A 23,469-nucleotide genomic window follows, 5' to 3' on the forward strand; every position below is an offset into this window, starting at 1 on the left:
CATGAGTGAGTTTAACCGCCCTATTGAGTCCAAATCGTCAGAGCGCTCTAACGGCGCTTCTGACGATGATGTAGACAACGAAGCAGATAAGACAGTTCATGACCTATTGCGGCAGCTCAATCGGAGTAACGCAGCGAAGACATCAACCGATCGATCCACACAACAGTCTAGTATTCGAGACTTACTGGCTTATGACAACGATCGCCATGACCAACGTGCTAAAGCCCTGTTGTTCTTGACCCAGCAGGAGGGTGAGCTTCCACCAGGTACTTTTGCGCCCCAAAACTCCATACTTGAGGAAGTCCTAACTCCAGCCGTCAATACTGTTCAGCAAGCAGCAGAAGATTTAGAGTTGCTTGCACAGATGGTTTGCGATCGCCTCAGTCCGCATCTAAACCTTGAGATGGAACGTAAAGGTTTCCATCAAAGCAACCGAATTTTTTCGCACCAAACGATTGCAACCCAGCAGATTTCCTCAAAATCTGAACAGTCAACAGATGTACTAGAACAGTTGGTTCAGGAAATCGAGCAGCTTTTGCACCACCGTTTAATCCATGAGGGCGAGCGACGGGGAAGGTCTGTAGGCTGTTTACCTTGGTAATTTTAATGCATTCAAAAGGTTCAAGAAAACTCAATGAAACTTGAAAAAGCAAAGCTAATAGTTCATAGTGACCTCAGCGGACAAGCCAAAGATATTGAGTTCATGTTTAATCCCTCAGAACTTGATTTCACTCGGCGAGTAAATTGGGATAGTGATACAGGCAGTCGGGGAACCACTTTATTGCCAAAGGTTAATTTTTCTGGGGTAGAACCCTATTCGTTTACATTACAGAATTTGTTATTTGATACTTATGAAAAAAAGACATCTGTTCTTAAGGAATATATTAACAACATTAAAAAGGGTGCAACGGCTCGTAACAATACTCTTAGTCGTCCACCAGTCTATATCTTGACCTGGCACGATAGCTATTTTCACTGCGTTATGACGAGTTTGAACTATCGACTAACTTTATTTCTGGCTGATGGCACTCCGGTTAAAGCGATCGTTAATATTGGGCTTGAAGAAGTCGATCCTGAAAATATACCGGGAGGAAAGCCACCGACAACAGGAGCCACTGCTAAAACATTTCCTTAAATTTTAAAACCTGTTAAAGGTTGTCTCAATCCAAGAATGTATTCTATCTGTCAATATAATTCGTAATTACAATTAGTGCCACAACTTGAACCTAATACTGAAATAATTCGGACATTATTAATTCGTAATTTGTAATTATTACCTCGTAAATTACAACTTATAAATTACGAATTAGTAATTATTTATCAAGAGAATAACCTCTAAATTTTTGCCTAATAATATTGGGAGTATTTTTTAATGTCTACTAACAATAGTCAAACCCTTTATCTATCCAAGCCTATACTCAAACTGGGTGGAGCCAATGCACCAGATGAACTGATGAAGGACATTCTAGAAATCATTGTGGATGAAAGCTTACACATGCCAAGTATGTTTGTCATCAAAGTTCATAATGTCTATGTCGCCGCGAGCGAGAACAGCGAGACTTGGAAAAACGAAAAGTACTTTAATATTGGCGATCGCATTACAATTGGATTTGATGCTAGTACGACAGAAGATCCTGAATTTCGGGTGGGTGAAAAAGAGCAACGGTTAATTGAGGGTGAAATTACGGGTATTGAAGTCAAATTTTCCCAGACCTCTGAAGCCCATCTTATCGTGCGTGGCTATGACGTTTCCCATCGACTGCATCGGGGCCGCTACAACCGATCTTTCTTAAACTCTACAGATACTGATATAGTGCGACGTATTGCTACCGAAGCGCGGATTCAAATTGGTCAAGTAGATATGAGTGGTGTTCCCCATGAATATGTTTTCCAAGAAAATCAAACCAATATGGAGTTTCTGCGGGAGCGCGCCGCCAGAATAGGATTTGAACTCTTTGTGCAGGACAATAAGCTTTATTTTCGCAAGCCCAAAAGTGAAGTCTCTCTCCAGCTGGAGTGGCTTAAAGACATTAGTAGCTTTGACGTAAGAGTTACCAGTGCTGAACAAGTTAGTTCGGTCGAAGTTAATAGCTGGGATTATACTCAGAAAAAGTTAATCTCAGAAACTGCTTCAAAGGAACAGTTAGTGACGGTAACGGGAAATGGCGACGGGAGCCGCATCAGTCGGGAGTTTAGAATGAAACAACCTCCCAAAATGATTGTGGTAGACCAACCTGTAGATAGTCCAAAAGAAGCTAAACAGATGGCTCAGGCTCTTTGTAATGAGCTAGGCGGAGAGTTTGTAACTGCTGATGCCAAAGCTGAAGGAAACCCTAAAATCCGACCAGGCAAAGTGGTTGCACTGAAAAATATGGGAACTCGCTATAGCGGTAAATACTACATAACAGGAACTTGTCACCGCTACAGTCATAGAGTTTACAAAACTGATTTTACAGTTAGAGGGCTGAGAGAAGGGAGCTTACTTTCTACACTGCCGCCCAAAACCCATCTGCAACCTGGTCAAACTCTCTTAGTGGGTCTGGTAACTAATAATAAAGATCCAAAAGGTTTGGGTCGCGTTAAAGTACAATTCCCCACTTTGACAACACAGCATGACAGTCATTGGGCAAGAGTGGTGGGTTTAGGGGCATCCGATAAAAGAGGATTTTATTGCTTACCAGAAATTAATGATGAAGTGCTTGTTGGTTTTGAGCATGGGGATATTCATCGGCCCTATATAGTAGGGGGTGTGTGGAATGGCAAGGACAAAACGGTTGAAACGGTTGCTAATACTATTAAGAACCGCAAAGTGAGAGTACGCACTATTAAAACTCGTACAGGACATACAATTCAATTTGTCGAGGAAGATGATAAAAGTTCCAAAGCAGGAATCTATATTAAAACTAAGAGCGGACATCGTATCGACATCAACGATAGTCAAAAATTTATAGAAATTAAAACTGCTGGTAGGCATAGCATCCGTATGGATGACAAACCTAGATCGAAAAAGATCGAAATTAAAACGTCAGGTAGAAATCAAGTGATTTTAAATGATACACAATCTATTGTTAGCGTTAGAACTAGAATGAGACAACAGCTAACCTTTGTTGATACTGCAATGATGATTAATCTTAGAACCACAGGGACGATTAATGTAAATGGAGCAGCAGCAGTTAATGTTAGTAGTGGCGGTGCTGTTAATGTCAATGCCGGTGGTCTAGTCAGTGTCAAGGCAGGAGGTGCCGCTAATATAGTGGCAGGTGGGCCAATTTCAGCAGTGTCAGCCGCTCCAATCACCTTAACGTCAGGCTCTGCAATCACCATCACGGCTCCGACAGTTTCAATGCTAGGACTGGTCACTGCTAACGGTCTTCCACAGATTCTGTAAGAAAACTATTAGTCTGCAATAGATTATTCCATTCAATGACTATTAATTATGAAATGGAATTTGGCACAAGTAAGAAAACCAATTAAGAAAAATTTGATTACTCTGCTAAAAAGCCTCACTTATAAGGATTTGAGAAGCTATTACTGCATAACTTCCTTGCTCGGTCGTAGCTAAATCGACTGAATACCTTGGAGGTTGAGTTTTTAAATTTGGGCTGGGCTAGCTCAAGCGCAGATTACTTGGTGTGTAAACGGAATGGCACTAAGTTAAGCTGAAGGGTAGGCAGCGTAAGGATGCTCCAGGGGCAGGAGTGCTCTTGTGCAGAGGGGAATTTCTATTTCTTCCATCCCTATGCCTAAAACTTCTTCTTTCTCCCCTGCTCCTTTGCCCTTCTGCACCCAAGAACCTCAACGATTTTCCTTATCTTAGTGCCATTCATAGCTATACCCTCATTACAAGTCAAACTCCTCTGGAGCCGCTGACGAGCGTTGACAAATCCTACTGCCGTGCATGGAACAGAGTAAATCAAAACGTGGGGCGTTACCAAAGCGGGGTGATTGCGCTTCATCAGTTGCCGCAACGACTGAAAAACATTACTGCCGTTCGACCGAGAGCTAATCTGTCTCTCATCAGTAAAGCTGTCGGCGTGGCTGATGGTGAGCTAATAAAGAACAGATTGGGCATTAGCAAGTTGCTTTACTTCTAGTGTATTTCTGGAAAACAGATTGTGCCGTATGTAGTCTAAGATGAATATCAATTTAGCTCCAGAGTATCTAATGATTAATCGCTTTGTAAATTTCATTTTTATTAATTCCTTTGCCTCAAGAATGAACCTGATATTTAGTTCATTAATTAGTACTAAAATCTGCATTTTTAGACAAAAATGTAACTTTAGCAAACATTTTAGACCATAAAAATCTCATAATATTTTTTGATAATAGTTGAATTTGGGAAGGTAAAGTAATGCTCAATTTAGATTTAGAACGACTCTTTTACACGGTACAAATAGATTTTCAAACAGAGGTTAATAAGATTGCTGGACAAGTTTTTAGCGACACTAAGTTTCAGTTATCGGCTCGAAAAATAGGTAAGGTTCATGCAGCTTTAGTTGTACCAAAAACCTATTTAAAATCATTACATAAAGACTATCAAAACATTGTTGATAATAATTTAGCTATTACTTTTAAAAATGGAAACCGTGCTGTCGGAAATTTTAAAGTAAATTATTTACCTAAAATAAGTATCTTAACTATATCTGGGTACTACAAAGAGGGCACAGCTTATCTATGTTATTCTCCAGCGATGAATCCTGATTGGTACAATGGCAGAGGTTATAAAATAGCTCGCCCTGATTATATTGGAGAAAACTTTGAGTTGTTAGCAAACAAGTTTTATCCATTTTTTGAAGAATTTTTTGCAGTTTAATTTTAATTAGGCGTTGCTGTATCATGGGATGATTTCGCCCAATTTGGAACGAATTATCAATGATTTCAACCCCCGATTCATCGCGCATTTATGCACAGGGAACGCATCTAAATGTAGTAGATATATACTAAATAAGGAATTTTGGCAGCAATGTAAGCGCGACAAGGCTTATACCAACGCGTGTGGGATGAAGTATAAGCGATCGGGCATTGATGGTAAAGTCATAGTGAAAATAAAGTAAAGCCCAAGGTAGGAATAAAAAATAAACAATTTCTAGCGGCGATGGATAATCAATATTTAGCTAGATTACTTTCCTTGGCTTAAATCTGGTTTCATAGGGCATTTAATTAGGCTGTAACTACTTTTAGATTTAGGATTGTAGGAAGTTAACTAATGTTGCCCACTTTCTGCTAAGTGTTGATTTAAAATTACATCTTCATGAAAAATCATAAGTTTTTAATATCTGAGTTTATACTTTGATTTGCCCTCACTATTTATCTCAGTGATCTGGCTTGATTTTAGATATTTGAATTTACTTCCCAATTCTTATTAGCAATTAAGATGCGTTCGCCCTGCATTTATGCAACACCGCTTTTCTTAACTAAAAGTTTTTGGGCAACCTGTGCATCATCTGACTTTTCCCGTTATCTCCTTGATTGAGCGATCGCTTACTATACCCCTAGCCCAAAGCCCTATTCTCTCGTAATTTATTGTCAGTAATTTTAAGTTATTGAGAAGAAAGTATAGTCTGAAACTCTTGCTGCTTCGTTGTTTCATGACTTAACGGGAAAAGTCAGGTGCATCATCATTTTGTCTATAGTGATCTGTTTGCATTCATAGAGCGATCGCAAGCGTCAAGCGTCAATCCACCCACGATTCGTTGATAAAAAGCTGGAATCTATATCTCATCTACCTTTACGCTTTACAAGCGTGCCATTCAACTGTGGAGAGTTTGACAGCTATTAAGCGGTAGCCGTGTCGTGTTTCTTTGCGGTCTAAAAGACGCAGGGTTTCCATACTTTTGGGAGGTTTTTCAATGAACTACACCTTACCCCCTGCCTTAATCAGGTTTCATCTTAACGAGCGTGCCATTTCACTTGAAACCCTTAATCTTACTGGGTTGATTTATGCAACAGCGCCCTCTTCAGACTGTAAATCAAGCGTCTGTTTGCGTTTCCAGGCGAAATGTAGGATATTTACGCCTAACTCTTGAGCGGTTCTGATGTCAGTTCGCGATCGCTGCAATTGTTCATCTAAACCCCATAATCCACCCAGATTGCCGATCGCTAGAATAATTCCCCCGCCAGATAACAGTTGAATTCTAGTTCCATCCATTATTGGCAACGCAGAAAATAGAAACGGCTTTATCCGCAAGGGATGGTCGCGCCGAGCTTCTTGTAAAGACTTCAGTGGTGTTTGCAAATGTTGAGCTATTGCCTGGACTGATTGAATCAGTTCTGTACTCTCGGCAGGGGCATCGACCAGCAAAGTGCCCCCTGACTTCAGGTAGCTTGAAAGTTTCGAGAATTGCTGGTTGTTTAACGATAAACCCTGATGCCCAGTCAGATATAGCAGTTCGTAAGGATGCAGGTCTCCATCCCAAGTAACTCGATCGACGGTTTCTGCACCTTTTAAGGATGGATAGATATCTTCAACTGCGCGCAGTAAGTAGGTGAGATTGAAAAAATTTCGGCTACAATCTTCATCATCAGAGTTAATTTCGGCAATTTGAACTAAGCCTTGAGGTCTTGTCTGTGCTTGACGGCGATAACGCAAGTCTAAATCGCCATATCCCGGAAAAAAGACATCGGCAGGTGTGCGGAGTAATTCCTGCTGCGACGCTCGCAGCAGGACACGACAAAGCTCCACGTCTGAACGCTCAGGGGGACGGCTTCTCTCGTCAATTCTGAAGGTTTCCTGTACGACTTCTCGATCGGGGCTTCCCCCCAACTGATCGGGATCTCGATACTGAGCAACCAAATAAACAGTGACAGGTTCTGAATCCTTTAACTCGGTTGCGATCCGAAAATTGATTTGATGGGGCACGATGATCGGATTCCCTTCTAGATCGATGGCAATTCCCGGCTGAATTTGTACCCAGCGATTGTCTCGATATTGAGCGGCAACTTCTTCTGGGGCTGGAATTACCCGTACTCCTAACCCGCAAACAATTCCTGGCTGATTGATTGACTGATAGTGAAGATTTTGGCGTTTGCGCTGATAGTCATGGGCACGTTGCCAACGCTCGGCAGTTAGGAGCAAGCCATCTCTAACTTGTTGGCGCTGCATAGGGGCGATCGCTGGGTTTGGAAAAGGATGGGCCATGAGAATATCTCCAATACGATAGACTAATTCCGTTGAATAAGTTTTGGGTGAAGGCTCAACAATGGTCTGTTTTTATCTATTCTGTTTCTATCCGCAGGCTGTAAGAGCAAAATGCAGGTTTCTCTTGATCGATTATTCGCCGGACGAGCTGCTCGTCAATTGGGCTATTCGGCTGGGCGCGCAAGCGTACATCAAAGTGATAAGGCTTGCCACCGCCGATAATCGCATCTTCTCCCACATGGGCTAATCCAAATACACATCCTTGACCAAAGGGTTCGGTGATGCTGATTGATTTATCTTCTTCTTGCTCAACTTGTTCGTCGAGCGGTAAACCCGTATATAAATGTAGAAAAAATCGAAGTCCCTTACGGGTTCCGCGACAGCGATAAATTTCTACAGCGCGTCGAATCAGCCGCCTTTGATGGATTAAATCTAGCTGTGCATCAATTGGCCAGTCCACCCAGTGAGCTAGAAACGGCAACAGCGCTTGAGGTGCAGTCAAGGGGTCTAAATGCGCCCACATTGAAGTGAAGCTATTCACTACCGGATCGAACGCTTGCTCAAAAATTTTGATGAAGCGATGAATGTAGTCAACTTCTTGATAAACTATCGGCAAAAAAGTAGTATAGGTACTCCGGGGTCGAACATTTAGCTCAAAATTGGATTCTTGAATCGGATGTGGACTTAACCCTTGACTCAGGGTTTGGCTAGCATAAATCGACAGACAACCTCGAAAGTCGAGTTGCTTTTCCTTACTTCCTTGAAGGGCATCTTGCCCCTCAAAAAAATCGTCAGGAATCAGAAACCATAAGTCAGCATGTCTGCTTTTCTTGGCAGCTACTTCTAGCGTTAACAGGTCGATGGCAGCCTTCATTGCAGTGTTTGACGTTTGCGCCACTGAGTTATGCTCCAGGGTTGTCCCAAATTGAGGCGCGGTCTCAACATCTGTCTGCACCCGACACCATTCCAAAGGGAACGTCCCATCTAGCTTTAAAGTAAGGTGTCGAGGTTGAGACTCCCAGTTTTTAATCTCAAGGGCAACCCGACAGAGTTCTCCCGGATGAACGACAATTTCAGATTGCTGCTGCGAGCCTTCTGTGGCTTCAGCTCCCAGCATCCGACTGCCTCCTTGGGAGGTAGTCGCAGAAATCTGCATAGGAGAAATCTGAAGACTAACTGATTTGGAGGTAAGTACTGGCACCATACCCTAAATCCTCACCGCAGATTGGTCTGTCAGAACATTCACAGTATGTCCTGTGCGCGCCTGGGGATCTGCCCAGGAGCAGAATAAACCCAAGGAGCCGGGATCTATGTAGTTTACAGGCGTTGTTTGCCGCTCCCAAGATTCCCCATTTTTTTGAATAGGAAACAGTAAAATAGCGCCCAAATATTGAATTCCTGCTATTTGCTGAAGGAGAACCATTATGTCTGACGGATAAAGGGGACGACCAAAGGGCCAGCCCGTCATCTCTGAGCCGCCAGTTAAAGGATTGAGGTAGCGATAGAGCGCGACTTTGAGTTTTTGGGTAATCTCGGCCTGAGCGCTTGGGTTCTTATAGGCAGGCTCTAGGGTAACTTCGGCTTGAACCGATACGCCCACATAGTTGGGCTGCTGTAGCTGCACTTGAATGCCTAGCAAACGTCTTTCGTCTAGATAGTGTAAGACGCGATCGCGCAGAGCCGAATTTAAATAGAAGTTTTCTGGAGCAATCCCGCGTCCCAAGTCAATGAGATCGGTATTGGCTTGAGGCACAACGCAGACGCTGACGCTCCCAGCAGTTTGATTGGCAGACATCGGTAAGGTCAAGGCGCGGGCGATCGCCCCGCCGCTGCCTTTGAGAGTTAAGGCTTCAAAATCGGCAGCAGTCACGGCTCGGTCGTGCGATCGCAGCATCTGCGGCGCTCTCAAGACGGCTCGTTCGAGAGACTCGGCATCGGCACCGTTGACGGCAGCATGATGATTAGTCACACGGTCTATATAAGGAATTGCCGCCTTCATAAAACTTAGCTTGTTCGCCTGCACGTTTCCCTGTTTACCGCCCCCGGTACGATAGGTAAACATAATTTCAGCACCACGAGGAGGAATTGCCCCATACTGTTGCTCAATCATTTGCTCGTGGAGGTCTCGACTGGGCGATCGCTCTGCTGGCAGCACTTGCTGTTGATCGGCACGAGCTTGAGTTTGCTTCTTCAGCGTTTGAGGTTCGCGAATCAATGGGCCAAACTGAATAGTGCCTGCCAAGGCATCAACGACATAATGCCGATCTTGGGGGTTTGAATCAGCAAAGTCTTCAACCTCCTGCCAAATTTCGGGGGGCTTCCCCAGGGGATGAACAAGCAGTTGCTCCCCTCCCCGACGCTCTAGAATGGGCGCAGTCTCAACTTCAAAGCTCTGCCCTGCCTTGCCGTTGCTGATACCTAATATTTCCTCCTCTACCAGAACGCACTGAGTAGCCTGCACCGATCCGCCAATGGAACGCATGGCAATTGTTTTAATCCGAGGAGAATTTGCATATCCTGGCTGGCGTGCGCTAAATTCGCTGAGGGTGCAGCGAATCCAACGACCTCGATAGGCATCAAAACTGGATGTAGGCCAGCGTTCGGGCAGATGTAGAATCACATCACCACTCTGCTCGAAGCTATCGTCATCTCCCCCATTCTCATCAAAGCTAAAGCCATTAGTGGTGTCGTCTGCTTCCTGCAAGAGTACCTTTACCCACGATTCGCCGTCCCACGCTTCCCAACTGCGGGGAGGATGCTTTGGATTGATGCCTGTAGGCGTGCCTTGCGCTCCTGTGAAAGCGATCGCCAACACATTTCCTTCTAAGCTGGTATCAGGCTCAACTACAAGATAAAAGCTATTGCCAGACTGCGGCTTTTGCGGAAATAGTTCAAATTCGTGAGTCACTGCAAGACCGTCATGTTGACGATGCCATTGCTCGGTGCGATCGTGCAGCGATTGAGGAGTATTACCCGCAGCTGGTGCAAACAATATATGTTTTATAGTCGGTTGACCGATTATCAGGTCTCGATCGGTAGTAAAAATAATGGCTTCTTGAGTTTCAGTACGCTCTGTTGCCACCTCTGTTCCGCATGAGATGGTGTAGTTTTCCAGTAAATGAGTGCTGAGGTAAAAAGTCAGCCTGACTTGAGCCGGAGTCGGCGGCTGTAAACGGATTCCCAATATTTCTAGAAAGGCTACATAGTTTTTGCGGGGAATCTCATTGAATCGCATCAGCATCTGGTCGGTGAGCCAAGCAAATAGCTCGACCAGAGTAATGCCAGGATCGCTAATATTGTGATCTGTCCACTCTGGACAATAGCGGGGAATACGCAGCAGGCATTCTTCTACTAAATCGTCAAAGTTGCGATCGTCCAGGCGAGAACTGGGAAGCCGAGGTAAAAAGTCAAAGTTCACTATTCTCCTCCTCTGAAACTAAATAGAACGGGTAGACAAAACTGTAGGGGTCGGGATCAGATTTGAGACGATAATCAATGAGAATATTGACGCGCCCAGCAGTGTCGGGATCTGCGCGAACTTCATCAACGTCAATTCGAGGCTCCCATTTTTGTAATGCTTCCAATACGTAGATCCGAATTCTGAGTAAAGTATCGTTATTTAAGGGGGCAAAAGCTAGTTCTGATAGGCGACAGCCAAAATCAGGGCGGTAGACACGTTCGCCTAAATCGGTACGCAAAATTAACCAGATTGCCTCTTTGACTTTCTGAGCTTCAGAACTCAGCTTTAGTCCTCCCTGTACATTGCTTTGCAATGGGAAAGACAAACCTGTACCTAAATACTTTGGCTGCTCGTTTATTAGGTTTGCCATGCTTATTGTCCCTAAACTTCAGGTATAAGTTTAGGATATCTGGTGATTGGAGAAATTTTATCAGCCGAAGGTCTATATGCTTATAAAAAGGTTGAAAGTACACTATAAATGAACATCTAAAAGTAAAATCGAAATGCTCAAGCTAAATAAGAATACGAATTAAAAGAAACTATCTTAAAGTCACAAGGAAATTGTTTGCTAAAGAGATACGCTCTAAATTACTGTATCTAAATATATGCATTATGGCTATTACAATTTCAAAGCCTTTTGCTATTTATCAAACCCAGCAGAGTATCGAGTTACGAGCAAACTCTGCCGAATCAACTGACGCAGAACTGATTTGCATCGTTTCTTATTATGAATCAGCAGTTAAAATTGCCTGTAAAGCAGCAATAATTCACAAATTGTCTGACTGCCACATTATGTGACATATCCCAGACAATGATAGCCAGATCGTTTTTGAAATACACAGTTTTTTAAGCAAAAATTTGTATTTCGTCTTTATAGCTTTATCAAAGAAACCTTAATAATTAAAATTAATAAGATAGTGCAGATATACAAGGAATAATTCATCTAATAATCCAGCATCAATTTGAAATTAATTTAAATTAGAAAAGCACCTGCACATATAAACAGAAAGTCCAATCACCAATACATCGAGGATATTATGGGCAATTGTGACTCTAGTCTCAGAAAGAAAAATAGAAATAGAGGAGAATCTCCACAAGAAACAGAACTTCCAAATCACCCGCACACGGGAGGTACTCAGAGGAGAAGTGGAGGTATTCAAGGGAGTACTAGCTACCTTCCCTCATCTCTACATCCTCCAGAACAACATACACAAACGGTTGGACAACAGTCTAATCCAACAGAGGTGGCAGGAGCAGATTTTGATGGCAGTAATGTAGAAGATACACAACATGAAGTAGCAGAAAGTGATGTAGAAGATACACAACATGAAGCAGCAGAAAGTGAGGTAGAAAATCCACAAGTTGAAGCAGCAGAAAATGATGCATACGAAATGTTAGCAATGATTAGGGAAAGATTAGGCGAAAATTTAAAGACTGGAGAATATGATAAATTAAAAACAAATTTTAATAGACTAAAGAATGAATTTTCCTCGAAGCAAATTGACAAGTTTGATGAGCAGATTAAACCAATTACTGAACCAGAAGACGCAGAAAAACTCAAAAAACAATTGAGCAATTCTTACGATGGAATAATTGAACAATTCGCCAGGGTAATAGAGACGATAGAAGCTCAACCTCATGAATTAGGAACAGAGCAACAAGGAATCAGTGCTGTTGAAAAACGACGCCGTGTGGAGCTTGCTATGGGACAAGGAGTGGCAGCTAACTTAGGACAATTTATATTACATAGTAACAACTTTTCTAGTTGTTCGCCAATAGTCATGTTTAACAAAACATCAAAAATTGGAGGGCTTTTTCATTTTCCTGCTAAGTCCTTAGACGAAACTAAACCTAGCCTTAAAGCAATATATAAGAAGATAAACCCCACTGAAATTTATCTTAATGAGCGTAGGTTTTCCGACGATACAGATGTAAAAGATTTAAAAGGATTTTTCAAGGAATGCGGTTATGCTGCTAACAACTTTCACTCAATTAAGTTACAAAGCAACCAATATGCGATTACTTTAGGAGAAGATGGTAAAAATGTGTTAATCGAGAGCGAAATAGATAATAAAGAAAAGGGGTTAAGTGTAATGCATGACAGAACAGAGGAAGATAGACAGAGAATAGAAAAAGAATGGCAAGGTTCACCATTAGCTACCAAGTATGGGATAGACGATTGGAACTTGAAGGGTAGCAAAAAGGGCTAGAATGCAGAACAAGTAAGCTTCATAGGCCTTTTTCCTTGTTGGTAGTATTTATACTGATTAGGACTTAGTGTCATTGAGAAATATGAGAAAAATGTGCTTCTTTTATATTTCGTGGGAGCTAAGAACACGCCTATGGGAGGCTCAGATCTTGCATATAGCCCTGAGTACACCTTGAACTGAAGTTGAAGGCTTATAGTCCAAGTCCGTTTTAACGGACTCAAATGTATATCCAGTGAGCTAAGAAATTTATTTCTTGGCGGACGAAAAAGTAGGTGCAAGATCTAAGTCTAGGTCATAAAGACACCTACGTATAAAAACAGAAAGTTCAGTTACTAATACATCGAGGATATTATGGGCAATTGTGATTCTAGTCTCAAAAAAAGAAATAGAGGAGAATCAAGTCAAGAAGAAATAGAACTTCCAAATCGCCCGCACACCGAAGGTAATCGGAGGAGAAGGGGAGGTACTCAAAGGAGTAGCAGCCTCCTTCCCACATCTCTAAATCCTCCAGAACAACAAACACAAACGGTCGGACAAGAGTCTAATTTAAGAGAGGTGGCAGGAGCAGATTTTAATAACTATATGAGGGTAGATAAAATAGAAGGAGACTTTAAGCCGATAGATCGCAAAGATGAGATAGGACACGCGTTTCAAGTCACCTTCCACGTAACAAACACTACATCAGAGTCTTTGAAGTTCACCAGTATTCCTCCTCTGGAATGGAAGGAGATAATTCACAAACAAGATAGTGTAGAAGGAAAAACAACAGAACAACTTGACCAATATGCAGTAAAGCCAACATCGCTGACCTTTTATGGATGGCGAAGGGCGTGGGATGAAGTGGTTAGGCCAAATGAGACGAAGCAGGTAATAATCCAGGATAACCCGAGATTAGGAAATATCTATGAAGGTAACCGAACGGTTTCTAGAAGTTTAGAGTTTGATGTTGGAGTTCCAGAAAATGGTTCAAGGTTGAAAGCAGGCCAGAACCTTGAAGTAAAAAATGGAGTCAAGCAAAAACTCGATTTTAGAATACACTAAGTAAGTGCGAGTCAGTCCTATAGGGTGCTTTATCAAGCGCGTAGCGCACCCTACAGACCCCAATAGTAAGAAAACTGCCACGCCCTCCACTGAGTGTTTAGTGTAATCAGAAGTGAAATTTTTATCTTAGCAACATCGCTCAAAAACTAGTAAATAGGTTAGTTCAGCATATAGTTACTGTACAGATTCTTAATGGCTTTAATTTAATAATTCTGCCTGGAGTCTTGTAAAGAAATGGAATAACCCTGTTTATAGACATAAGTCTATTCACATTTCATAGTCTGCTGAACTAGTATGAACTTAACTAAGACCACTCTTTAATATCGTTTAACTACAAGGTGAAAATCATGGAATCAATTGGATACTTTTTTGCTAGAGTTTTCGGCGGAATTATTGATAGGCTATCTGATCAAATGAGATACAAGATAACCGATATTGCTGAATCTAAAATCAGAGAAACAGTTGAAAAACCATTTAACCAAAGTACAAAAAACAACCAGCAAACAACAACTGATCGCCAAGATAAAAACACCAAATCTTAATTGAGAGCATGTCACTTCCTTAAAAGAAAACTAGAGCAATGAAAACTGTCTAGTAGTCCTAAATAGGTAAGGATAGATAACTCTAAATCCGTAGCAACTCATTATAGTGATAGGTGAAATACCAGATAGATCCGATATGGTTTTCTAACTTTTTGGAGAATGACAAAGTTTATCTAACCACACGTGAAAATCTGTAACATAAAGTACAGTTAGGTTTCTCAATGCCGTTAGTTTTACCCCTGGTTTTGCTAACGGCTTTTTGGATTACGAAATTGTAGCAAAGAACAAAGCGATCGCTTTGTTTTTTTGCTGTCTAATAATATTTTAAACACCCTGGTTTATGTTTTATCTCAGAAGAAAGTTACAAAACTAATATTTTTACTCAAAATTCACTTGCTAACTAAAAAAAGATGAGTTTCATAATTATACAGGGTAAATTACTGACTCCAAATGATTTTCCTGATATACAGACGTTACATCAACGTATCACTGATTTTATTATCCGCTACAACGACTCTGCACAACCAATAAAATGGTCATATACAGTGGCGCAAATGATGGAGAAATTCGCTACGAATTAATGCAAAGCTGTACTAAGTGATGTCGAGGAGTTGAGCAGATGACTTGTTGCCGGGAGTATAAGGCTCAACAATCTACCGACCGGGGTTTTCGGTTCCTTAAAGACCTGAGTTAAAAAGCTCTATAAACGTTTCTGGGTATGTGAGTTAAAGTGATCACCAGTATAGGTCATTTCTATAGTTTTGGATGAGGTTGAGGTACTTGGAGTAGCAGTGTAGCGATGGCTGCCATCTGGATTATAGATTATAATGGTCAAACTTAAAGCTTCAGCTACATATGCAATAGTATGATTTTGAGTCCATTCCCCTGTATTTAAAGTTTGTATCTCTCGTTGAATGCTTTGTAGGTCAGGTGGATCACCGAATAGATGCTTTTGTATTTTCTCATTGTTTTCTAATTGATTTCTAACATTTTGGCGAATTTCTTCTTGGCCCTTAGTTGTTGAGGGCTGATTGTGCATAGCCTCATACACAGCATGGAAAAAACAATTACCATCTCCCTTAGTGTGATTGATGAAGAATTTTTTGGCAGTAGATACACCCGCGATTAACTTACTTTTACTGTCAAAGTTATCCTCTACTTTACCATCATTTAACATATGGCTGCCTGATCTTTGCTCTACCACCATGTAGTGTTCGTCATACTGGGAATATACGGATATTCTGTTTGTTGGACGTGGGTGAGTATGTCCTATTGTTATGTCATTGTCATTCTCATCCTTAATCACTTTGTTAGATTCATCAAGGGCTTCTGATTCCTTTTTATTTGTGTCTGTGTTTATTAATTTAAGCTTTTTAGCTCCTTTAGATCGAGCGATTATAGCTTTTTCTAATTGATTTTTAATTGATTTTATCTTTATATCTTTTTTGAAATCGCGTGGATTACCTAAAGTCTTTAAAGTATTCTCAATAGACTTCTGAAGTTGTGCTTCTCCTTCTTTTAACCATTTTCCTAGCGCCTCATTTTCTTCTTTGCTAAGAATGCTAATTATAGCATCTTCAGGGCTAAGTTTGAGCATTACATGAAAATGGTGCTTATGTTTATCCTCAATTTCATTTTTATTAATCCTGTGCTGTATAAACTTTGCTTCTTGAAATATTATATGTGTCAGCAGTGATTGTAGATATTTGCCATTGGGAATTTTATCTATTTTATTATCTATTTCTTGCTTAATAATTTTTGCTTCATCTCTTGCTTTTTGATAGAACTTTCTCTCATTTGGCAAGAACATTTCTTCAAAACCTGTTTCTCCTCTTTGTGGAATTTTACCCAGTTTACTATATGGAATAGCTACATTTGTTTGTGTATTTGTGTTGGTAGATTTCTTTTTTGGGACTACGTTGTATCTGTCAGATGCAGGATCTAGTATTAATCTATATCTCTCTTGTCCTTTTTGAAGCTGATTATTATATTTTTCCAAAGCTACTCTTAATGTTTGCCGAATTCCTAATTGATCAAACAACTTTTTTTTAGCATCTATCAAAGCTTTCTTCTCGTACTCTTCCATTTTTAGAGGGCCATATATTAACTCAATGCAAAGAGAATTTCTTTCTGCTCCCTCAGTTTCAAGCTTAAATACTGGGAAGTCACTAAACGCTTTTTCATTTGTCTCGGCCAGTTTTACTCCATTTTTTTTGTCGGCTTCTGAGCCATTTTTGGTTAAAGTTAAAGTTACAGATGTCAACTCTTGTTCTATGCCAACAAGATTTGGCGAGTCATTTTCCTCTGCCCTCGAACTAGAAGCAGCTTGTTTGCTGTCTCTTTCCAGTAAGTTTCCGGATTTTTGATTAGATAAAGATAATGGCTTGCTCCCATCTTTTTTGGGCGGTTTGTGGGAATCGGTCGTTCGCGAGTCCTTAGGATTAGAATTGTTATTATCTTGCTTTTTAGTCTGTTGTAAATAACTCATAATGATTTGGAAATATAGGATTAACTAGTAACTATATTGTGACAAGTATGAATATATTTAAAATCAGACTTAAGTCTACTGATATTTCGTAGTCTGCTAAACTAGTATGAACTTAATTGAGGTAACTTTTCAACTATTAGGTAAAAATTATGGAGTCTATTAGATACTTTTTTGCTAGAGTTTTCGGCGGATTGATTGATAGGCTATCAGATTAAATGAGATACAAGATAACCGATATTGCTGAATCTAAAATCAGAGAAGCAGTTGAGAAACCATTTAATCAAAGTGCAACAAACAACCAGCAAACAACAACCGATTGCCAAGATAAAAACACCAAATATTAATTGAGAGCATGTCACATCCTTAAAAGAAAACTAGAGCAATGAAAACTGTCTAGTAGTCCTAAATAGGTAAGGATAGATAACTCTAAATCCGTAGCAACTCATTATAGTGATAGGTGAAATACCAGATAGATCCGATATGGTTTTCTAACTTTTTGGAGAATGACAAAGTTTATCTAACCACACGTGAAAATCTGTAACATAAAGTACAGTTAGGTTTCTCAATGCCGTTAGTTTTACCCCTGGTTTTGCTAACGGCTTTTTGGATTACGAAATTGTAGCAAAGAACAAAGCGATCGCTTTGTTTTTTTGCTGTCTAATAATATTTTAAACACCCTGGTTTATGTTTTATCTCAGAAGAAAGTTACAAAACTAATATTTTTACCCAAAATTCACTTGCTAACTAAAAAAAGATGAGTTTCATACATTGCAATTTAAGTTTAATTATTAATCAACTCAACTTGCAAGCAAATCAACTGCTCTTGACCTAGCTGTAATTTATCTCCATGACTCAATGGATGGGGCGCTCCACGAGCTAATAATTTATCATTAAGGTAGCTACCGTTGCGGCTATCATCAACAATCATGTAAGCTTGTTGAGCAAGATCCCAGTAGAGATGAGCATGAGTGCGAGAGATGATACCTGCATGGGGTAGTCCTGTTAAATCGATGTCAGGTCGCATACCATTATCTAGACTTTGACGACCGATGGTGCCAGACTCCCTAAGCAATACAAAACTTTGTTTGTTGGGATGAAGCAACTTCAACTGAGGACGTTCTTGGTTATTGCTTGTTGATGAGAACTGGGACAAAGGAGCCGAGGTTTGAGCATACCGGGCTACCGAGCCTACCATAGCAGGAGGTGGTTGTACTGCCTGTGCTAAGGAAGTACCGCACATTGGGCAGATATTAGCGTTGTGCGGTAATACCTGATTAAAGAAAGAGCAGCTTGGTTCTGGACAACGATGAGTTTGGGCCATAGTAATTGCACTTCCTAACGATTGCGAATAGATGACGACAGTGTGTAGTTTTTAGGTGGAGTTTGTAGCGGCACAAGACCCGCTTGCTGAAGGAGATACTGCCCATCTTGAGTTTTGAGAAAATTAGCGAAGAGCGGCCCTGATACATTCCCAGGCAAATTATTATCTCTAGGATAGGCAATAATCAACGGCGTGCTGAGTGGATAGGTTGTTGTATGAAAAGCTGATATATTAGGTAAGGGCTTTTTCTCTAGACAGAGATTGTCTGACGGAGAAATGGGCTGCATTGTGCCGTTGGTGGTTTCTCTCAATAGAGGCTGTACTGGGTCTACATTTTCTTGGGCAATAGCTAGGGGGTAAATCTTGCATTGATCCCAGGTTTGGGTCAATAGTCCGAAACTAATTGAGCCAGCTTCAGTTTTTTGCCCCTGCTTTTCTCCAACTGCGATGGAGCGCAAGGTATCAAAGGTTGAACGTTGCTCAATCTTGCTAAATTGGGCAATCAGACTCGGATCGTTGCCTAAAACTTTTTGTTGGAACAGGCGTAATGCTTCAGGTTCCATCGGTCGATAGGGTTTGATCGGCAGGTCAGGAAAATCTGAACCTAGCTGTTTCCAGTTGGTAAGTTGTCCTGTAAAAATTTGCTGCAATTGGGCAAGACTAATCTTACCTTGCAATGCACTTGGTAAATTTTGACTTTTATAGGCAGGTACATAGACTAAAAGACCATCGTAGGCAATGGTTTCTTGAATTAATCCTTCGGGCAGTGGGGTTGATAAACTAGCGATCGCAAAATTTGCCTTGGCGTTGGCTTCGAGAACTTCATTGAGGGGAGACCGTTGAGGGGCATAAGTTCGGTAGTTAAAAATAGCTGCCATATCCAACTTGGGCTGAGTCAGCAACTCTCTAATTTTGCGATCGCTCACGGGCTTTTTGTCCAAGACTGTTGTCCAAGTTCCCAGCCCTTCTCCCGTATAGGGATACTGTCCTGGCTGAATACCATTGACATCTGCAAACGATGGCAAAAGATGCTTAAAGCTACTCGTCTCTGCATGAGTATTTGACATAAATCGGGGCAATAGCAACCACAATAGCCCTCCCAATAGAGGCAAAGCAAGTAAACTCAAAAGCCAATACTTTCGATTCGGTTTCGCTGGAGACTCTGGGCTAAGATTTCCATGAAAAGCAACAGCCGTTTCAGGTTGAGGCAGTTTAATCAAAGCCTGACGCGCCTCTGCCGCAGAGTTGAACGGAGTTTCTAACCCTAGCAAACGAAGCAGAAAATCTTTCAGGGGCGGATCGTCCTGGGGCCAATGTTGAGCCTCGCGCGGATTTAGCGGTGCGTTAGAACCAGAGTGAATCCCTTGAGCTGTCCACAGAGCAAAGGCGATCGCTCCAAGATCGATTAAGTCTTGTTCCGGTAACAGCACTTGGCGCGGGGCAGGGACAAAAAGCTGCTCCCAGGATGCCAGATCGCAGACATAGACGTAGCCGCTATCACTTATGACCAGGCTCTCAAGCCCCAAGTTGCCGTGGGCAGTTCCTGAACCTATTGCTTCAGAGGCAAAACTCGATGGCTGACTATGGAGGAAATGTAGCGACTGCAACATTTGATTTAGGACTTGTCGCACTCGCGAGCCAGAAAAGGCTCCTGTCTCTGTTAAAACCTGCTTCAGGGTAGGAAGTGTCGCGATTTCGCCTGAAAAAATCAGATAGACGCGATCGCTGGATGGATCGGCAATGGTTTCTGATGGACTGACCAACCGAAACTCCCGACCCTTCGGAGTGGTCAAATTGCCCTTAGCCACTTGACCCAAGGCTATTCTGCGCTGTTGTGCTTCTACAGCATTAAAATATTGCTTAGGCAGTAAATACTCTTTCACCACAACAGATTGACCATTGTTGGTCTGAGTTCCTCTGTAAAGCCGTCCCATTCCCTGAGACCTAAGTATTTCAGAAATACGATAGGTGCCTAAGCTGCCCCGAAGTTCAGTCTGAACTGGCAATGTAGTGGGAAATCCGCATTCCATACAAAACTTGGCACCAGGTATCTTCTCAGTAGTTTCTATCGGCTTTCGACAGCCCAGAGGCGCATTTTGGGTACATCGGTAGAATTTAGCTAGGGCATTAGAATCAACAATAGGCATAAAATCTTCTCGGTAGTTAGGGCTAAACCAAAATGATTGAACCCAATTACGACTGAACCAGATTCATCTTGATCGCTGCTACAATAGCTTGTGTCCGACTTGTTACCTGTAGCTTTAGAAAAATATTAGTAAGATGCGTCTTAACAGTAGCTACTGAAATGTAGAGTTGCTTCCCAATTTCATCGTTTGAGGCTCCTTGAACAAGCCAATATAGAACATCGCTTTCTCTCTCGGACAGGTTGCAGGGCTGACCGATCTGTGAGGGTAATGAAGCTTGGGTTTTTTGGAATTTTCTAAAGAAGCTAGTGGCAACTTCAGGTGGTAAATAGATTTGGTTCTGCATAATAGTGGCGATCGCATCTAGCAACTGCTGTGAAACCTGACCTTTAAATACGTAGCCATCCGCCCCTGACTGCATAGCCTGATAGATCCAGTAGTCTTCTTGATGACCCGATAGAACAAGGGTTTTACTTGATGCATTGCTGTCTCGGAGCTGCTGTAATAAAGAGAGACCATCTCCCTCAATTAATTCCATATCAATCAGAATTAGGTCGGGAGTATGCTGCTTGGTAAGGGATAAAGCCTGAGCCGGACAATTCGCTTCCCCAATCACATTAATGGCTCGATCCTGAATCTGGGAAAAGCTTAGGAAAGTTCTGATTCCAGCCCGAAATTGACGATCGTCATCGACTAAAAGCATCGATAGGGTTTTGGTTTGTTCTACTTGGGTTAACATGCGGCGTTATCCTCTGATAAGTCAATGGATGGAATCAATCGAGGTAGGCTGATCGAAAATTCTGCACCTTTTTTGGGTGCATTTCTTGCCCAAAGTTTCCCTCCGTGATCGAGCACAACTTTTTGGGCAATAGCTAATCCTAAACCTGTTCCCTCCGAACGGCGAGTATAGAAAGGTTTAAATAGCTTCTGTAAATCCTCTGAGGAAAGACCGGGGCCTTCATCTCTCAAGGTCAGCAAAACATCGCCCTGCTGCTCTTGCCAATCAATGAAAATTTTTGCCCCTTGAGGACTAAAATGAATGGCGTTACTCAATAAATTACTGATAGCCTGTTTGATTTGAAGTGGATCGAGTTTCAAAATAACTGTGCGATCGGCGCAACAAACCTGAATATCTTTCTCCGAAATCCAGCCTTGAAATTCTTCCAGCGTTTTATAGACGAGACTACGGATATCTTGCGGTACAATCTGCAACTTTTTACTACTTGCACACTGCACAATCTCAGTGAGAGTTTGATTTAAGCCGTGAGCAGTCTTGCAAATGACTGAAGCTTGTTCTTGCTCCTTACTGTTAGGCAGAAGACGACTAAGGTTATGAGCATAGAGACTAATTAAACCCAAAGGATGACGTAACTGATGTCCAACTCGTTGAACAAGATGTTCTAAAATTTGAATCTTTTGGCGGTGTTGCCAGTTTTGTTGATGTTCGTCTAAATATTCACCGATACTGACAGCCGTTCGCTTGATGAATTGCCGATGAGTATGAGACAAAGGCCCCTTGGCAAATAATAGTAAGTATTGATTAGGCTGACTTGATTCACCAAAATGACAATAATAGAAGCCTTTTTCTATTATCCCTGAATCAATTGGCTTTAGCACCAGAGCTGATGAAACATTAGCTAACCATCCTTCGGTCTGTAAGTAAGCTAGGGTCTCTTTCGCAAAAGAAAAAGGTATTTGAGAGGCTTCAAGAACTTGTTGGCGATCGGATATCTGCGGATCTTGATAAACCACTCTCGTCCATTGAATCTGCGATTGAGCTGCCAATTGCTCGATCTGTAACTGCAAGAAATGTTTTAGTTTCCGGGTGTAATACTGGGGAGTCCCCTTTTCTGACTGAGGACTCAGATTTTTTAAAAGTTTGAGAGCTATGCCTGGGTTATCTGTAAGACTATCCATACTTTCCTCCAAATTATATGCTTTACTTCTAGTTCTGTTGGAAAAAAGATTGTGTTGCAAAAAGTGAATGAGATGGTAAGGTAGAAAAGGCTTGTCGTTGATGATCAGCTTCCCATAAGGAGCAGTACGATTTTGTCAGGTGCTAAAAATTAGGGATATAAATCACCTATTTTATAGTGCATAGGCATAGCCTGTCGGAGGCATAGCACCTATATAGCTGTTTTTGATTGAGAGTCTAGCTTTGTAACTGAGAATTCAAACCCGATCTAACAAAATCGCATCGTTCCCTTAATCATTTGGCCGTTTTCAAGATTTCTTACTTGGAGTTGGTAAAGCAAGAAATTCAGTGAATGCAGTCAGTTTATATTTGGACTGATAATTATAATTTCAAGCGATATCATCTCAATTCCGTAATTCTGTTGAAAATTTTGCATCCACTAAAAGAAGCTACGGTAGATCCCTTGTGGGGGGACATTTCAAAGCTTGGCTTTTCATAGCAGTAGCCAAAGCAGAGAATTGTAATCACCACGGGCGCGGGTACATTCTTGTAGGTGATGAAATGCTGAGGGAGCAAGCCTGTCAACAAGGCTTGGCGATAACCCAACTCACATAAGCAGTAAAACATAACCTCTAATCATTTCATATTAAATTGACGCACTTATGACAAACTTATAACAAAAGTATGACCAGAGATTTTTACTAAACAGCCTGTTTAAAATCAGGAAATAAAAGAAACTTATCTAGATGAATATTGGTCATAAAATTTTGACAATAGATAGTTATAGCGGTTTGCACTTGAGTGCAATACACACTTGTCCACCATTGTCCACTATTGTTCCCCTTGTCCCCGACCTGAATCTTTGTATCTCATCCAAGTGAGAACCGCTATATTAGCGACAGTTTAGCAAAAACCGCAGGCATCGCTTGTTTTTGACCAGACCTCACAAAATCGCATTGCTCTCAGTACAATTCGTGTCTCAAATTAACTACAATTAAAGAGGCTCTTTTGTACTCAGTAAGTTTTGCGACACGACCGGATCTTTCAACAGTTCAGTGTAAAACTGTTCGAGAGTGGTTGTTGTCTTGGTTGCTGTCGTCATCTGTTTTCTCCTTTAAATAATTGGGTCTTGTGGAGCAGCATGTAAGTACAGTTCTTTGTTTGTAAGCAAGCATAACTAACGACTTAAAGCCAAAGCCGCACTTACGCT

General features: G+C 41.4%; 19 protein-coding genes and 2 pseudogenes. 10 read left to right on the plus strand and 11 right to left on the minus strand.

Going from position 1 to position 23,469, the window contains the following annotated elements; translation table 11 throughout:
- The first annotated feature begins 1 nt into the window (after position 1).
- The 4 genes from ACFFAP_RS02360 (at position 2) to ACFFAP_RS02375 (ending at position 4,813) form a co-directional block, all read left to right on the plus strand.
- A complete protein-coding gene (locus ACFFAP_RS02360) occupies positions 2-601 on the plus strand; it encodes a hypothetical protein (protein ID WP_375509715.1) in 600 nt (199 codons plus the stop codon).
- 33 nt (positions 602-634) lie between these two features.
- Entirely contained in the window at positions 635-1,135 is a 501-nt protein-coding gene (locus tag ACFFAP_RS02365) for a hypothetical protein (protein ID WP_375509716.1), read from the plus strand.
- Between the two features lie 237 nt (positions 1,136-1,372).
- The gene (locus ACFFAP_RS02370; protein ID WP_375509717.1) at positions 1,373-3,388 is read left to right on the plus strand and encodes a VgrG-related protein; all 2,016 of its coding nucleotides are present in this window, start codon (positions 1,373-1,375) and stop codon (positions 3,386-3,388) included.
- A gap of 963 nt (positions 3,389-4,351) precedes the next feature.
- Positions 4,352-4,813 carry a hypothetical protein gene (locus ACFFAP_RS02375; protein ID WP_375509718.1) on the plus strand — a complete coding sequence of 154 codons (462 nt, stop codon included), beginning with the start codon at positions 4,352-4,354 and terminating at the stop codon, positions 4,811-4,813.
- A gap of 1,125 nt (positions 4,814-5,938) precedes the next feature.
- On the opposite strand, the gene ACFFAP_RS02380 is transcribed toward ACFFAP_RS02375, so the two are convergent.
- From ACFFAP_RS02380 to ACFFAP_RS02395, 4 genes are all read right to left on the minus strand, one after another.
- Positions 5,939-7,138, minus strand: a complete 1,200-nt coding sequence (locus tag ACFFAP_RS02380; RefSeq protein WP_375509719.1) for a DUF4159 domain-containing protein — start codon at positions 7,136-7,138, stop codon at positions 5,939-5,941.
- 76 nt (positions 7,139-7,214) lie between these two features.
- Positions 7,215-8,342: a phage tail protein gene (locus ACFFAP_RS02385; RefSeq protein ID WP_375509720.1), complete on the minus strand. Its 1,128-nt coding sequence runs from the start codon at positions 8,340-8,342 to the stop codon at positions 7,215-7,217.
- Positions 8,343-8,345: 3 nt separating this feature from the next.
- A complete protein-coding gene (locus tag ACFFAP_RS02390; RefSeq protein WP_375509721.1) occupies positions 8,346-10,556 on the minus strand; it encodes a putative baseplate assembly protein in 2,211 nt (736 codons plus the stop codon).
- Positions 10,546-10,968: a GPW/gp25 family protein gene (locus ACFFAP_RS02395; RefSeq protein ID WP_375509722.1), complete on the minus strand. Its 423-nt coding sequence runs from the start codon at positions 10,966-10,968 to the stop codon at positions 10,546-10,548. Before ACFFAP_RS02395 ends, ACFFAP_RS02390 begins: the two co-directional genes overlap by 11 nt.
- A gap of 242 nt (positions 10,969-11,210) precedes the next feature.
- On the opposite strand from ACFFAP_RS02395, the gene ACFFAP_RS02400 reads away from it, so the two are divergent.
- The 5 genes from ACFFAP_RS02400 (at position 11,211) to ACFFAP_RS02420 (ending at position 14,391) form a co-directional block, all read left to right on the plus strand.
- On the plus strand, positions 11,211-11,396 hold the full coding sequence (locus ACFFAP_RS02400) for a hypothetical protein (RefSeq protein WP_375509723.1): 186 nt from the start codon (positions 11,211-11,213) through the stop codon (positions 11,394-11,396).
- 249 nt (positions 11,397-11,645) lie between these two features.
- On the plus strand, positions 11,646-11,876 hold the full coding sequence (locus ACFFAP_RS02405) for a hypothetical protein (RefSeq protein ID WP_375509724.1): 231 nt from the start codon (positions 11,646-11,648) through the stop codon (positions 11,874-11,876).
- Positions 11,843-12,808: a hypothetical protein gene (locus ACFFAP_RS02410; protein ID WP_375509725.1), complete on the plus strand. Its 966-nt coding sequence runs from the start codon at positions 11,843-11,845 to the stop codon at positions 12,806-12,808. Before ACFFAP_RS02405 ends, ACFFAP_RS02410 begins: the two co-directional genes overlap by 34 nt.
- Positions 12,809-13,159: 351 nt before the next feature.
- Positions 13,160-13,849: a hypothetical protein gene (locus ACFFAP_RS02415; RefSeq protein ID WP_375509726.1), complete on the plus strand. Its 690-nt coding sequence runs from the start codon at positions 13,160-13,162 to the stop codon at positions 13,847-13,849.
- 347 nt (positions 13,850-14,196) lie between these two features.
- Positions 14,197-14,391 carry a hypothetical protein gene (locus ACFFAP_RS02420; protein ID WP_375509727.1) on the plus strand — a complete coding sequence of 65 codons (195 nt, stop codon included), beginning with the start codon at positions 14,197-14,199 and terminating at the stop codon, positions 14,389-14,391.
- 82 nt (positions 14,392-14,473) lie between these two features.
- Here ACFFAP_RS02420 and ACFFAP_RS02425 read toward each other — a convergent pair.
- Positions 14,474-14,638: pseudogene (locus ACFFAP_RS02425) on the minus strand (IS1 family transposase); the annotation flags it as partial.
- A 163-nt stretch (positions 14,639-14,801) separates the two neighbouring features.
- Between ACFFAP_RS02425 and ACFFAP_RS02430 the strand changes: the two are divergent.
- A complete protein-coding gene (locus ACFFAP_RS02430) occupies positions 14,802-14,972 on the plus strand; it encodes a hypothetical protein (RefSeq protein WP_375509728.1) in 171 nt (56 codons plus the stop codon).
- A gap of 119 nt (positions 14,973-15,091) precedes the next feature.
- Here ACFFAP_RS02430 and ACFFAP_RS02435 read toward each other — a convergent pair whose 3' ends face one another.
- The 6 genes and pseudogenes from ACFFAP_RS02435 to ACFFAP_RS02460 form a co-directional block, all read right to left on the minus strand.
- On the minus strand, positions 15,092-16,879 hold the full coding sequence (locus ACFFAP_RS02435; RefSeq protein WP_375509729.1) for an OTU domain-containing protein: 1,788 nt from the start codon (positions 16,877-16,879) through the stop codon (positions 15,092-15,094).
- A 426-nt stretch (positions 16,880-17,305) separates the two neighbouring features.
- Positions 17,306-17,470, minus strand: a pseudogene (locus ACFFAP_RS02440) (IS1 family transposase); the annotation flags it as partial.
- A gap of 190 nt (positions 17,471-17,660) precedes the next feature.
- A complete protein-coding gene (locus ACFFAP_RS02445) occupies positions 17,661-18,200 on the minus strand; it encodes an FHA domain-containing protein (protein WP_375509730.1) in 540 nt (179 codons plus the stop codon).
- 14 nt (positions 18,201-18,214) lie between these two features.
- Positions 18,215-20,347: a substrate-binding domain-containing protein gene (locus tag ACFFAP_RS02450; RefSeq protein ID WP_375509731.1), complete on the minus strand. Its 2,133-nt coding sequence runs from the start codon at positions 20,345-20,347 to the stop codon at positions 18,215-18,217.
- 46 nt (positions 20,348-20,393) lie between these two features.
- Complete coding sequence (locus ACFFAP_RS02455; RefSeq protein ID WP_375509732.1) at positions 20,394-21,083, minus strand: response regulator; 690 nt, start codon at positions 21,081-21,083, stop codon at positions 20,394-20,396.
- Positions 21,077-22,261 (minus strand): sensor histidine kinase, encoded by a 1,185-nt coding sequence (locus ACFFAP_RS02460; protein ID WP_375509733.1) that lies wholly within the window; start codon positions 22,259-22,261, stop codon positions 21,077-21,079. The genes ACFFAP_RS02455 and ACFFAP_RS02460 overlap by 7 nt, the downstream gene beginning before the upstream one ends.
- Between the last annotated feature and the right edge of the window lie 1,208 nt (positions 22,262-23,469).

This window comes from uncultured Nostoc sp. (assembly GCF_964245575.1).
Classification (GTDB): domain Bacteria; phylum Cyanobacteriota; class Cyanobacteriia; order Cyanobacteriales; family Nostocaceae; genus Nostoc.

Excerpts from the sequence above, each read along its gene's own strand:
- ACFFAP_RS02360 (WP_375509715.1), top strand. The coding sequence starts at position 2 with ATGAGTGAGTTTAACCGCCCTATTGAGTCCAAATCGTCAGAGCGCTCT.
- ACFFAP_RS02365 (WP_375509716.1), top strand. The coding sequence starts at position 635 with ATGAAACTTGAAAAAGCAAAGCTAATAGTTCATAGTGACCTCAGCGGA.
- ACFFAP_RS02370 (WP_375509717.1), top strand. The coding sequence starts at position 1,373 with ATGTCTACTAACAATAGTCAAACCCTTTATCTATCCAAGCCTATACTC.
- ACFFAP_RS02375 (WP_375509718.1), top strand. The coding sequence starts at position 4,352 with ATGCTCAATTTAGATTTAGAACGACTCTTTTACACGGTACAAATAGAT.
- ACFFAP_RS02380 (WP_375509719.1), bottom strand. The coding sequence starts at position 7,138 with ATGGCCCATCCTTTTCCAAACCCAGCGATCGCCCCTATGCAGCGCCAA.
- ACFFAP_RS02385 (WP_375509720.1), bottom strand. The coding sequence starts at position 8,342 with ATGGTGCCAGTACTTACCTCCAAATCAGTTAGTCTTCAGATTTCTCCT.
- ACFFAP_RS02395 (WP_375509722.1), bottom strand. The coding sequence starts at position 10,968 with ATGGCAAACCTAATAAACGAGCAGCCAAAGTATTTAGGTACAGGTTTG.
- ACFFAP_RS02400 (WP_375509723.1), top strand. The coding sequence starts at position 11,211 with ATGGCTATTACAATTTCAAAGCCTTTTGCTATTTATCAAACCCAGCAG.
- ACFFAP_RS02415 (WP_375509726.1), top strand. The coding sequence starts at position 13,160 with ATGGGCAATTGTGATTCTAGTCTCAAAAAAAGAAATAGAGGAGAATCA.
- ACFFAP_RS02420 (WP_375509727.1), top strand. The coding sequence starts at position 14,197 with ATGGAATCAATTGGATACTTTTTTGCTAGAGTTTTCGGCGGAATTATT.
- ACFFAP_RS02430 (WP_375509728.1), top strand. The coding sequence starts at position 14,802 with ATGAGTTTCATAATTATACAGGGTAAATTACTGACTCCAAATGATTTT.
- ACFFAP_RS02435 (WP_375509729.1), bottom strand. The coding sequence starts at position 16,879 with ATGAGTTATTTACAACAGACTAAAAAGCAAGATAATAACAATTCTAAT.
- ACFFAP_RS02445 (WP_375509730.1), bottom strand. The coding sequence starts at position 18,200 with ATGGCCCAAACTCATCGTTGTCCAGAACCAAGCTGCTCTTTCTTTAAT.
- ACFFAP_RS02450 (WP_375509731.1), bottom strand. The coding sequence starts at position 20,347 with ATGCCTATTGTTGATTCTAATGCCCTAGCTAAATTCTACCGATGTACC.
- ACFFAP_RS02455 (WP_375509732.1), bottom strand. The coding sequence starts at position 21,083 with ATGTTAACCCAAGTAGAACAAACCAAAACCCTATCGATGCTTTTAGTC.
- ACFFAP_RS02460 (WP_375509733.1), bottom strand. The coding sequence starts at position 22,261 with ATGGATAGTCTTACAGATAACCCAGGCATAGCTCTCAAACTTTTAAAA.